The sequence below is a fragment of the Streptomyces sp. NPDC007901 genome (assembly GCF_042959465.1).
Taxonomy (GTDB): Bacteria; Actinomycetota; Actinomycetes; order Streptomycetales; family Streptomycetaceae; genus Streptomyces.
This window is the reverse complement of the sequence record NZ_JBIBKW010000027.1, coordinates 54,519-66,974: the sequence shown is the minus strand read 5'-3', so window position 1 is coordinate 66,974 and position 12,456 is coordinate 54,519. Positions and strand designations below refer to the sequence as shown.

Below are 12,456 nucleotides of genomic sequence, written 5' to 3'. Positions count from 1 at the left end.
CACGGCGAGGAGTTCGCCGTTCACAGGTCCGAAGCGCTCCAGGGCCCGCCGGTGGAGGTGCAGCACTGCGTCGGCCAGTTCGTGCGGGGTGCCGAGGTCGCGGGCCTCACCCGTGATGACCTCGAGCTGGTCGTGGATGCGGTCGAGTCCGTAAGAAGGCAGGTAGTCCCCGGCGAACAGGGCCGACAGGTCCCTGCGGATGAAGTCGCTCCCGGCCGCGCTGTCGGCCAGCGTGTCGCGGGGCCGCGAGGTCGATGCCCGCTCGGCGTCCCAGCGGAAGGGCCTCGGCGGTCGCCGTTGCCTGCCCGAACCAGAGGAGGTTGATGAGGAGTTTCGTCGTGTAGCCGGTTCCCGGGCCGCCCATGTGACTGATCCGGTCCGAGGCAGTCACGGCCTCCAGCAGTGGCCTGCACCGGTCGAGGACTTCGGGAGAACCGCCCACGAACAGCCTGAGGTGCCCGTGTTCGGCATCGTCCGGGCTTCCGCCGAGCGGCGCTTCGAGGACATCGACGCCATGGGCGGCCGCGCGCGCCCGCAACACCTCCGCAACCGCTGGGGCGTTGCTCGTCATGTCTATCCAAACCGCCCCGGGGGTGGCCAGCACGTCCGCCCCGGCCGCGGCCGTCGCGGCGGACGGCGCCCGGTCGGCGCCCAACGAGCGCGCCGGTTCTTCCCGTTCGGGACGTACATCGAAGGCGGTCACCGTGTGGCCCGCCGAGACGAGGCGTCCGCACAGAGGCGTCCCCATACGGCCGACGTCGACAAGGGCTACGCGCGAGGGCACAGCAATCACCGCCATGGCAGTCGTCGCGTCCGTCCTGGCCGGCCGCGTGGAGTTACTCGGGATCACCCAGAGGATCACTGCGGGCATCCCAGGGTCTGCTCCGGCGCCCGCGTCATCCCGCGCAGGTGTGCGATCCGGGTCACCTCCGGGACGTAAGACGACGGCAAGTTGACCCGGTGGTTGCGAGGGCGAAGGAGCCGTTTGGGGCTTCCATGACGGTGCGTTGAATCTGCTGTGCTGTCCTGATTTCGTTGACTTTCCGGGGGAGGACAGCACGTGATCGTGACGATGCGCAGTGAAGACCTGCCGGCCGCCGACCGGTTTCCGTGGTGGTGCGAGCAGATGGCCCAGGACATCGTGCCGTCGATGGTCAGCAGCCCGCACGCCGACGACTTCCGGTCCGTGGTGACGGTGGCGGAGCTGGGCCCCGTCCTGTTGACGACAATCGACTACCCCGAGCTGAGATCCGTGCGCTCCTCGGTCCTGGTGCGCCGCTCGGACCCCGAGCGGTACGGGCTCAGCCTCCTACTGGCGAACGACCTGTACATCGCCCAGCGGGACAACGAGTCCCGGCTGCGCCCGGGGAACCTGCTGCTCCACGACACCTCCCAGCCCATGGACACCCGCGCCCTGCCCGGGACGGGCCGCGGCGAGATGGTGATGCTGCAACTGCCCAAGTCCACACTGCCGTTGCGCCCGGAGCGGCTGAACCCGTTGCTCGCGCAAGGGATCTCCGGCGGCGCCGGGATGAGTGCTGTTTTCGCCCGCTACATCGTCGGCGTCGCCGGGGCCGTCGGGCGCGGCGAGGTCGGCGACCGCGAGGCCGCGCGGCTGGGCGAGGTGGCCCTCGACCTGGCCGCCGCGACCCTGGCCTCGTACATCGAGGCCGAGGACCGGCTGACCCCGGAGACCCGTCGGCAGGCGCTGCTCGCGCGGATCGAGACGTTCGTCGAACTCAACCTCGCCGACCCGGAGTTGACCCCCGCGACGATCGCCGCCCACCACCACATATCCCTCGGCTATCTGCACCGGCTCTTCCAGCCCCGCGAACGGACCGTCGCCGCCTGGATACGGCATCTGCGCATCGAGCGCGCCCGGGCCGACCTCGCCGACCCGCGGCTGCGCCACCACCCGGTGCACGCCCTCGGCGCGCGCTGGGGCTTCCCCCACGCCGCCGACTTCAACCGCGCCTTCCGCGCCGCGCACGGCATGCCCCCGGGCGACTACCGCCGCCAGTCCCTCGGCACGGCAGTGGACGCAGCGTCAATGAACAGGTGACCCTGCGCCAACGACGTCACCCCCTGCGCACTGACACCGTGTCCAACAGGTTCACGAACAGGAGTGCAGGATGAGTACAACCGCTCAGGCAACCACGGCACAGGTCCGTCAGGCGATGGTGAGCAACTGTCTCTGGGGGGTCCAGCACGAGGCCGACATCCACTACTTGGAGACCCGGCCCATGCCCATCGACATAGCCGTGCACCACCTCCCCTTCACGACCGACTGCTCCGGCTTCGCCACGCTCATGGCGAAGTGGAGTGGGGCCGGGGACCCGAACGGCTCGGGGTTCGATGGGCAGGGCTACACCGGCACGATGCTCGACCACTGCGAGCACATCACCGCGGCCGAGACCCAGCCCGGTGACTTCGTGGTCTTCGGCCCCGGCGGGGGTGAGCACGTGGTGATCCTCATCGAGAGCGCGGCCAAGGGGCTGGGGGCGCTGTGCGTGTCCCACGGCCAGGAGAAGGGGCCGCTGCGGACCACGGTGCAGGACGAGGCGAACTCGCACGACAAGCCCCTCACCTATCTCCGGCTGCCCGGCGGCGGCACCGGCACGCCGACCCCGCCGTCCTCGAACCACAACCCGTACTGCCCGCTCGCCGTGGACGGCGGGTTCGGACCGCTGACCGTCAAGGCGCTCCAGTGGGTGCTGGGCGTGACCCCCGACGGCGGGTTCGGGCCGATTACCAAGAAGGCTCTCCAGAGCCACCTCCATGTGCCCGTCGACGGGCAGATCGGTCCGCAGACGATCAAGGCTCTGCAGGCGCATGTCGGTGTCACCCAGGACGGGGACTGGGGGAGTAAGACCACGCAAGGGCTTCAGAGGGCACTCAACGCGGGCCGCTTCTGAGAATCCGGTGCCGCGCGAATCCCGTGTTCGCGCGGCACCGACTCCGTCCACCCCATCCCGTTCTCGGAGCCTGGGACTCGGGCGCATGACACACTCGGACGGGGTCGTCACAGGTGGCGGCAGCGGGAGGTAGCACCTTGCTGACATTGGATTTGCACCCGGTCTTCCGGAACAACCGCGACATCGAGCTCTCGCTGCGGCAGATCGTCTTCCAGGCGAAAAGCACGGGCGAGCCCGTCGTGCAGATCATTCACGGAAAGGGCACTGGGCAGCTCAAGGGGCGCGTCCTCGCGTTCCTCGGTCAGAAGCACATCAGAAAGCTGTACGACCGCGTGGAAATCGACACGGCGAACACGGGCCGGATCCTGGTCCACTTCGCGCCACGCCCCTGAGCCCTCTCCCGCATCGGCCCGGGCGTCGAGGCGCCCCGGTCCGGGCTGCCGGCCACCACAGGGCAACCGCACAAGCAGCGTCACGTTCGGCTGAAGGCCGCCGAGCCGGAACGCTTTCGGGGCGGTCTGACCAGCAAGATTCACCGCGCGACCGAGACAGTGAGCAGGCTGTCGGCCGTGCTCCCCCTGACCTTGTCCTGGGGCCGGGCCGGCCGACAACTTGGGCTCGGTCTCCGCTGGCACAGGCTGGTGCGGCGAACGGACGAGCCGTCGAGGCACTGGCCCTGATGGAGCAGACGGTCATCGAGTCGAGCGCCGATCTGGGCGCGAACCATCCGACCACCTGGGACTACCGGCGCGAACGCGCCGTGATACTGAGTCAGGCCGGGCATCGGAATGCTGCGGTCGCCGAACTTCAAGAAGCAGTACGACACGCGTTGGTGAAGTTGGCGGACACCTGCCGCGAGGGTCGCCGTTTCCCCGAGGCGACCGAGGCGTACGAACGGGCGCGGGACAGCTGCAACCCGATCACCGTCCGAGTCACCCGCGAACTCGCGGAACCCCGCGAGAGATCCGGCCGAACACAGCCGATCAACCGCGTGCGCCGTCTGCTCGGTTTGTGGCTGAACGCTCCCTGTGTGGTCGATCGGAACTGATGTACAAGTGAAGGCCGATGGCTTCGATAGATGGTTTCAGGGGGGATTGTGCTTAGATGACTGCATTTACGTGCCTGGATTCTGGTCGGCGCGGGCCTGCTCGCCGTGGGCGCCGGTCCGGCGTACGGAGCTGACGCCTCGTCGGCCGGGTCTGCGGTGGGGTCCGTGGAGTACACCGTGCAGGACCTCGGCACTCTGGGCGGTGCCCGTAGCGAGGCGACCGCCATCGACGGCAGCACGGTCGTCTGGAGTTCACAGACGAGCGGTGACGCCGCCGAACACGCCTTCGCGTACGACCTGCGCAGGCACGTGATGACCGATCTGGGCACGTTGGGGGACTCCAGCCGGGCGACCGGTGTGGCGGGGAAGTACGTTGTCGGAGAGTCGGACCTCGCCGCCGACGGTCCGGTCCATGGATTCGCCTACGACCTCCGGACCCGGCGGCTCGTCGACATCGGCACGCTCGGCGGCCGCAGCACCCACGTCACCGGCCTGGACGGGGACACCGTGGTGGGGACGTCGTCGCTCTCCGGTGACGCGGTCACGCACGCGTTCGCGTACAGCCTGCGTACCCGGACCATGACCGATCTCGGCAGCCTCGCCGGCCCGTCGGGCGACAGCACCGCGGCGGCCGTCAGCGGCGCGGTCGTCGTGGGCAGTTCCGCTCTGCCGGACACGCCGGCCGGCACCACGCACGGGTTCGCCTACGACCTGCGCACCCGGACGATGACCGACCTCGGCACCCTCGGCGGAAGCGCCGGCACCGCCAACGACATCAGCGGTCCCATCGTGGTCGGTCAGTCCCGAACCGCCGGCAACGGCCTCACCGGATACGCCTACGACCTCCGCACCGGCATCCGCACGGACCTGGGGTCCCACTTCCTGATCGCGCAGTTGGTCAGCGGGAACACGGTCGTCGGCGGCGACAGCCTGCTCTCCTCGACGTACGACCTCGTCACGCACACGAGTGCCGTGGTCGGCTCCGGGCGCGGCGTCACCGAGGTCAAGCAGATCGCAGGGAACGTCATGGTCGGCGACAACTTCGCCCCCAACTCCTTCGCCTTCGTCGCCCGCGCCGACAACGGCGACTTCACCTACCTGGCTTCCCTGGGCGGCCTCAACTCCGCCGCGACGCAGGTCGACCGCCACGGCGTCGTCGCAGGCAGCGCGGCACTTCCGCCCGCCGACCCGGTCTCCGCCAACGGCCCGTTCCACGCCGCCGTCTGGGTGCCGCACACGGTGGCGTAGGAGAGCGAAGCCTCGCGGGTCGAGGCGGGCGACCGCGGTGGGGCTGTGGTCCGCGTTGCGGCTCGTTCGGGGCCACGCCGCCGGAATCGGCCGGCGCGCCGCCCAGGTGGCGGAGGGCTCTCGTGGCCTGTCCGTCGTACTCCACCCCGGACAGGCCACGGCGGTGACGTCAGCGGCCCGCGTGCTGGAAGCCCACCGTGTAGGTCCGGGTGGTCGAACCGTTGGGTGAGGTCACCCTGATGGTGCGGGTCGTGAGGCGGGAGCCGGTCGAGGAGAGGACGGAACTGCCGTCGGTGACCTTCACCCGCGCGCCGGGGCGGGCCGGTACGGCGGTGACGGCCGGGATCCGGGCGTTCTTCGGCCAGTCGACGACGTAGGTGGTGACGTCCGGATCGAAGCCGTCGATCGCGATGCCTCCCACGGTGATCGCCCGGGCGTCGGCGACGCCGGCCTGCGTGGCGTCCGGGAAGTTGGTCACCGTGACGGAACCGTCGGCGCCCACGACCACGTCCGCCGCCATCGCCGCGGCCAGGTTGATCCGCTGCCAGCTCGCCGCGCCGTCCGCGGTGAGGTCGAGCGGGTACCCGGAGTCCGTCGCGGTCTGCTCCAGGATCTCCGTGCGCTGCTCGGCGGTGAGGTCGGGGAAGGCCGTGATCAGGAGCGCCGCCGCGTCGGACGGTGTCCGCAGGGTCTGCCCGGCCTTGCCGACCTGGGAGAACCCGTAGGTGAGGCGCCGGGTGTAGAGGTCGACGTCCTGTGCCGTGCTCAGGCCGTCGTAGGGGGTGCCTTCGCAGGCCGTGAGCGTGTCGCCGTACCCCTCCTTCTCGCACTGCGCGAGCAGCACGTTCTCGATCTCGGTGTGGGCCTGCGTCAGCAAGGCCGCGAAGTCGGGGTCCGCCCACCGGTGCGCCACGGTGGCCTGACCGGTGATGCGGCCGCCCATCACGTCGAGCGGGTAGTGGAAGCCGAGCACGATGCGGTTGTTCCCGTACTCCGAGGTGCGCGCGAGGATCGACGGCGCCAGCTCCGGCAGCAGCGTGGCGAGGATCGTCCCGGCCTCGTAGCCGCCGTAGGTGTGGCCGCTCGGGTACGAGCCGCTGGTGGCGAGGCCGGTGTACGAGCCGTCCTGCGACTCGTAGATGTCACCGCCGTCGCCGACGAATCCGAGCCGCACGTACGGGCGCAGATAGCCGTAGTGGTCCTTCGCCGCGTCGTGGGAGTCGAGGCCCTGCGTGACACGGGAGAACAGCGCGCTGGTCTTGGGGAGTCGGTTGGCGTGGAGGGCGTCGAGGTAGATCTGGCCGAGCCGGGAACCGAGGCCGTCGGCCATCGTGAGCGTGGCGCTGTTCGTGGCGTCCACCTCGGCCCGGTCGACCTCCTTCTGCGTCGCCGCGTTGTTGATGGACACGGCGATCTCGTCGTTCTCGGCGGTCGGCGAAGTGCCGTCGGCGATCCGGGTGTTGGTGCCGAGGACGCCGGAGCCGAGGTCGTCGATCCCGCTGAGGAGATCATTGAAGTAGTCGGTTCCGTCGCCGGTCGCCGGCCACCTGTCCGACGTGTAGTCCGCGTCGAGTGTGCCGTCCGGGAAGGGGGACGGGTCGTACGTCGCCGGGTCGGTGGGAGAGGCCGCGGACGAGGTGGTGGTGGGGGTGGCCGAGGATCCGGCCAGGGTGAGCGCGGTGACCGTGGCCGTGTGCGCCTTCGCCTTGCTCCTGGTGACGACGAGCGCGGTGTCCGCGGTGGCGGGGAGGTGCGCGGTGGTGCCGTCGTCGAGGGTCACGGTGTAGCCGATGAGCGGGAATCCGCCGTCGACGGCCGCCTGCCAGGTCACCCGGACCCGCCTGCCGTCGGTGGTCACCCCCGTCACGGTCGGCGCCTGCGGAGTGCTGCCCCCGGTGACCACGGGGGCGGTGGCGGCGCTCGGGGCCGAGGTGCCGACCGCGTTCACCGCGCGGACGCGGGCCGAGTACGACCTGCCGGACGGCAGCCGGGTGAAGACCGTGCTGCGGCTCTCCGGATCGTGGACCTCGACCTGGTGGCCGTGGCCGAGGGTGATCTCGTAGCCGGTGACCGGCGAGCCGCCGTCGTCCTCGGGCGCGGACCAGGCGACCGTCACGCCGGTGCCGGACGGGGTCGCCGACACGGCGTCGGGCGCGGCCGGTACCGTCTTCGGCTTCGTGGCGAGCGCGGAGCGGGCGTGGTCGAGGGCGTCGTAGCGGGTGGTGAGGGTCTCGTCCGTCGCCGAGTCGTCCGCGAGCGCGGTCCTCGCCTCGGCGAGCGCGTCCGTGAACGCCAGCCACGACGCGTCGGTGTAGCGCGCCCTGGTGAGCGACGAGGCGGTTGTGACCAGGTCCTCCAGCTTCAGCCTCGGGAGCGGGGTCAGCTGGCCGGCGGCGAGGGTGAGGCTGCGGGTCCGGGCGTCGACTTCTGGCTGGGTCGCGGTGTCCGCGCCGACCAGGGCGCGAGCGGCGGCGAGTTCGCGCAGGTAGACCGCGAAGTCGATGGTGTCGTACCGGTCCGCGTCGTCGGAGAGTGGCGCGTACCGGTCGATCGCCTTCCGGAGGGCGGTCGTGTCGGTGCCGGCGGGCGTGTCGGCGTGGCTGAAGGTGATGCGGCCCAGGTTCGCGACGTACGGATGCGAGGAGTCGGCGGTCGTCGTCAGCCGCAGGTGGACGGCGTGGGTGCCGGTGATCGCCTTCGGCAGGGTCAGGCTGGTCGTCCCGCCCGAGGACCACGCGGATCCGGTGACCGGCAGCGGGACGGCCGCGTACGGTGTGCCCGGGTTCGCCGCGTCGAAGGAGTCCAGGTAGAGCTGGACGGCCGAACCGGTGCCGCAGCGCGCGGAGTTGTTGACGTAGGTGAGGGTGACGGTGTTCTTGGGCGAGCTGCCGAAGTCGATGTCCCCGTAGTCCAGCCAGGCTCCGTCGTAGGTGCCACCCAGGTCGGTGGCGGAGCCCGCGCCGCTCCAGCCGGCCGTCTCGCTCTTGAGGCCGCCGCCGCTGTTCGAGGTGAACGCCGTTGCGTCGAAGGCCACCGGGGCGTCGGCGTCCCGCGTCAGGGTCAGCGAGTAGACGTTGGCCACGTAGGGCTGGGAGGTGGACTGGGTGCCGGAGACGAAGTCGGCGTACACGTCCTGGACGCCGGTGAAGACGCCGGGGTCGAGCCGCACGGTCGTGGTGGCGAGGGTGCCCCAGCCCGAACCGGTGTAGGCGAGCGGGATGTCGACGCTCTTCGCGCCGTCCTTCGAACCGAGGTGCAGTTCGATGTGCGAGTCGGAGGCCGCGCGTGACTGCGGCTTGTCGTAGCTGACCGTGACGGTGTCCGCGCCGGCACCGAGGCCGGTGCCCCGCCACTCGGCCCAGGAGCCGTTCGTGGTGTTCTCGAAGATGCCGTTCGCGAGGTTGAGCGGGAGGGAACCGCCGCCGGTCGTGGTGGTGTTCGCGGCGGTCAGGGTGGCGAGCGTGGTCGAGGAGGACGAGGGGACCTCGTACGGCGAGAACCGGTACCAGTCGAAGTTCGACACCCACTGCTGCCCGGACGGGGCGTGGAACACGAAGGTCGCGCCGGCGGCCGCCAGCAGGGCGTCCGGGTCGGTGACGGCCGCCTGCACGGTGGTGTAGTACTGCCAGCCGCCGGTTCCGGGGAGCGGGACGGTGGCGACGACGGGGCCGTCGGCGGCGCCCGCGTGGATGTCGACGCTGCTCGGTGCCGCCGTCGTCGCCTGCGCGTTGGCGTAGCGCACCGAGATGCTGCGCGGGGCGACCCCGCCGAAGTCGAGCTTGGCGAACCGCTCCCACGAACGCTCGGTCACACCGCCGAGGTCGCCGTCCGAGTAGTACGCCTCGCTCTTGAGGCTGGGGCCCTCCTTCTGGTCGGGGTCCTCGGCCTGCAGGACGGCGTAGCCGCCCTCGTCGATGGTGAGCGCGTCGGCGGCGGACCGGAGCGCGTCCCGCGCGGCCATCAGCGTGGCCGTCGCGGAGGCGGGGTCCGCGAGGACGGTCCGCGCGCGTTCGAGTGCCGACCGGAACACGCTGAGGGAGCCGTCGGAGTAGTGGCCGTCGCGTACCAGGGACGCCTGGTCGACGAGGGCGGCGAGGGCCTTGCGCTGCACCGCGGCGGCGGAGACGCGGAGCGGGTCGGTCGGGGAGATCCCGGTGCCGTGCACCGTCGCGGCCGGTACTCCACGGGCGAAGGCCGCGTCGCGGAACGTGATGCCGAAGCGCGCGTCGACGTCCGTGGTACCGGTGAGCCACAGTGCCGCCGTGCGCGCGCCGGTGACGCGGAGGTCCGCCGTGACACCGTCCGGCAGGCCGGTCACGGTCGCCGCCCCGGTCGCGGTCAGGCTGGTCCCCTTCTTCGCGGCGAACGCCGCCGGTCCGGACGACAGGGTGAGCCGCACGCTCCCGTCGACGGTGCCGTCCGTGGCGGTGGCGACGGTGCCCGGACGGGCGGAGACAACGGTCGTGCCGCTGCCCGGGCCGCCGGTGCCCGTGTCGCCCGAGTCGGTGTTCAGCGAGTACGCGGGCTCGGTGTGGGCGCCCCAGGCGGAGGGCTTGGAGCCCATCGTGAAGTCCAGGGTCCCGCCGGCGACGATCTGCGAGTAGTCCAGCCAAGTGTTCGTGAAACGCGAGCCGTTGAGGGTCGCGCTCTGCACGTAGTAGTCGCTCGGCGACACCCCGTCGGCCTTCACCGTGAACGTGCTGCCGTTGGCGTAGGTGATCGTCGTGGAGTCGAAGAACGGGCTGCCGATCTGGAACTGGCTGGAGCCGGCGGTGACCGGGAACAGCCCCAGGGCGGCGGCGACGAACATGGTCGACATGGTGCCGGCGTCGTTGTCCATGGTCGGCAGGAAGCCGTGCGGGGAGAGCCGGTAGACCCGGGTGCGGACCGGCGGGGTGAACTCGCCGCCGGAGCTGGGGGCTTCGTTCGTGGAGCCGGTCGCGATGTAGCGGTTCCAGGTCGGGCCGGTGTAGATGGCCCGCACCCACTTCTGCGTCAGGCTCGGCTCGCCCACGTAGTTGAAGAGGTAGGGGGCCTGGAGGTCGATCTCGTTGGCGTTGGAGTGCAGCATGGTCGAGCCGTCGTCGTCGGCGGAGTCCTCGCCGAACATGTGCTCCACCGCGGCCCTGCCGGCCTTCGCGCCGCCCATGGCCCGGATGAGGCCGCCCATGTCGTAGGCGTCGTACCAGTGGTACTGCCAGAGCGTGCCCTGGTAGAGGCCCGCCGCCTCGAACTTCTCGTAGTCGGCGCTCTGCCAGTCGCCGCCCGTGGCGCGCGGGGTGAGCAGACCGACCTCGGTGCCGTCGGCCGCGGTCCAGGCACCCGACTTCACCAGGTGGTCGATCGCCATGGTCGACTGGGTGCGCAGCTTCCTCGCGTCCGCGTCCCTGCCGAGCGCGCCCGCGACGACGGAGAGCGCCCACTGGTCGTAGCCGCGCTGGACGGTCGTACCGGGAGCGCCCGCGATGTAGCCCTGCCGCAGCTGCGTCCCCGTGTAGTAGCCGGTGTACGACCTGAGCGCCGGGTACGCCTCGTCGAGCCGGTCGAAGTTCCGGTAGCCCTTCGACAGGGCGTCGGCGATCACCACGGCCGAGCGCTCCCAGCGCACGGTCGGCACCGAATGGGCGAGGCTGCCGAGGCTCTTCCCCGAGGTGTGCGCGTCGGCGAACAGCACGATCAGCGACTGCACCAGGTCCCGGTAGGTGTCCGGGTCGATATAGGCCTCGACGGAGTACTTGCGGAAGTCGTCCCACGTGGACCAACCGTCGTAGTACGTCCAGCCGTTGGCCCTGTGCACCGCTCCGTCCACGCCCCGGTACGTGCCGCTGGTGCTGGTGGCGTTCACCGGCAGCGCGTACATGCGGTAGAGGTGCGTGTAGAACTCCTTGGTGAGCGTCGAGTCGGGGTCGGACGTCGCGGAGGACTTCACGGCGACGGCGCCGAGCGTGCTGTTCCAGGCCGCCTTCGTCTGTGCCCGCGCCTGGTCGAAGGTGAGGTCGCCCACCTCGTTGCGCTGGTCGGTCGCGGCCTGTTCGGCGCTGATCGGCGACAGCGTGACGCGCAGCTCGATGTCGTCCCCGGCGGACTTGTCGAAGCCGAGGACCGCGCCGGTGTCGGCGCCGTCCTGCGTGCTCGCGTCGCTCAACCTGCCGTCGTCGCCCCAGCTCCGCAGGGAGGTCACGGGGACGTTCGTGGTGGCGGCGTAGTACAGCCGGTAGGCGGCGCCGTTGAACGACCCCGCGACGAGACCGGTGATCGAGGTGGTGCCGTCCGGGAGCGTGGTCGCCTTCACGGTCGCGCGGGTGCGGCTGGTGAAGTTGTTCGCGAGGTCGAGGACGAGTTCGGGGTCCGAGCCGGCCGGGAAGCGGTACCGTTCGAGCGCCGTGCGCGTCGTCGCGGTCATCTCGGCGTCGATCGTCCCGGAGCCCTGCGTCACCGCCGAGCCGGTTCCGGCGAGGGCCCCGAGCCCCACCCGGTAGGAGCCGGGCGTCGCGGTCTCGTCGTCGTGGCGGTACGGATGCGCGTAGCTGCCGGCGCCGGGGCGGCTGTCGTACTTCACGGACGTCGGTACGACGAGCAGGTCGCCGCCGCCTCCCGAGCCGCCGACGCCGTCGAGGTCCGTCGCGGTGAACCCGGCGATGTGGTCCTCGTCGTAGTCGTACCCCGAGTGGTTGCGGTCCGGCGTGGTCAGCGGGTTGACCTTGGCCAGACTGTGGGGCGCCTCGGCACCCGGCAGATCGTTGCCGTCGTCACCGCCGGTCGACACGAACGGATCGACGAGCGCCGTGTAGTCCGTGTCGGCGGACGTCCCCGCGGACGCACCCGCGGACGTCGCGGCCAGGGGCACCGCCGCGGCCGTACCGGCCCCGGACAGCAGGGCGACGCCGAGCGCCCCGGCGAGCAGCGCGGCGATCGCCGTCCGCAGGGGCGCTCGGCCTCGTCGGCGGACGGTTGCCGGACGGATGACATGGGGCTGGGGCACGTCGGGTCTGACAGGCACGGAACCTCTCCATCGTCGCGGTCCACACGCACGGTCCGGCCTCGTCGGGGATAACGTTGTCATCCCGGACCCGGAGCGCGCTCCCTCGGGGCGAGACGGCAGTGGACACCCGGGATCGCGCCCGTCATGTCCACGACCGTCGGCCATCAGACACGGAGAAGGCGTACGGCGGGCAAACGGGGTCCGTACGCCCGAGGTTCACATCGGCGGCCACCGCACCACCGCAACGCTCCCGGATCTCCGCC

Annotated in this window: 7 protein-coding genes; 5 read left to right on the top strand and 2 right to left on the bottom strand. The window is 71.0% G+C overall.

Annotated elements, in window-relative coordinates; translation table 11 throughout:
* Positions 1-106: 106 nt before the first annotated feature.
* Positions 107-748: an NAD(P)-binding domain-containing protein gene (locus ACFZDK_RS48375; protein WP_390983756.1), complete on the bottom strand. Its 642-nt coding sequence runs from the start codon at positions 746-748 to the stop codon at positions 107-109.
* A gap of 324 nt (positions 749-1,072) precedes the next feature.
* Here ACFZDK_RS48375 and ACFZDK_RS48370 point away from each other — a divergent pair, with 324 nt between their 5' ends.
* From ACFZDK_RS48370 to ACFZDK_RS48350, 5 genes are all read left to right on the top strand, one after another.
* A complete protein-coding gene (locus tag ACFZDK_RS48370; protein ID WP_390983753.1) occupies positions 1,073-2,062 on the top strand; it encodes a helix-turn-helix domain-containing protein in 990 nt (329 codons plus the stop codon).
* 70 nt (positions 2,063-2,132) lie between these two features.
* Complete coding sequence (locus tag ACFZDK_RS48365; RefSeq protein ID WP_390983645.1) at positions 2,133-2,915, top strand: peptidoglycan-binding protein; 783 nt, start codon at positions 2,133-2,135, stop codon at positions 2,913-2,915.
* A gap of 137 nt (positions 2,916-3,052) precedes the next feature.
* Entirely contained in the window at positions 3,053-3,307 is a 255-nt protein-coding gene (locus tag ACFZDK_RS48360) for a Smr/MutS family protein (RefSeq protein ID WP_390983643.1), read from the top strand.
* Positions 3,308-3,594: 287 nt separating this feature from the next.
* Positions 3,595-3,963: a hypothetical protein gene (locus tag ACFZDK_RS48355; RefSeq protein WP_390983640.1), complete on the top strand. Its 369-nt coding sequence runs from the start codon at positions 3,595-3,597 to the stop codon at positions 3,961-3,963.
* A 165-nt stretch (positions 3,964-4,128) separates the two neighbouring features.
* Positions 4,129-5,211 (top strand): hypothetical protein, encoded by a 1,083-nt coding sequence (locus ACFZDK_RS48350; RefSeq protein ID WP_390983637.1) that lies wholly within the window; start codon positions 4,129-4,131, stop codon positions 5,209-5,211.
* 169 nt (positions 5,212-5,380) lie between these two features.
* On the opposite strand, the gene ACFZDK_RS48345 is transcribed toward ACFZDK_RS48350, so the two are convergent.
* Positions 5,381-12,115 carry a glycoside hydrolase domain-containing protein gene (locus ACFZDK_RS48345; RefSeq protein ID WP_390983751.1) on the bottom strand — a complete coding sequence of 2,245 codons (6,735 nt, stop codon included), beginning with the start codon at positions 12,113-12,115 and terminating at the stop codon, positions 5,381-5,383.
* Positions 12,116-12,456: the final 341 nt, after the last annotated feature.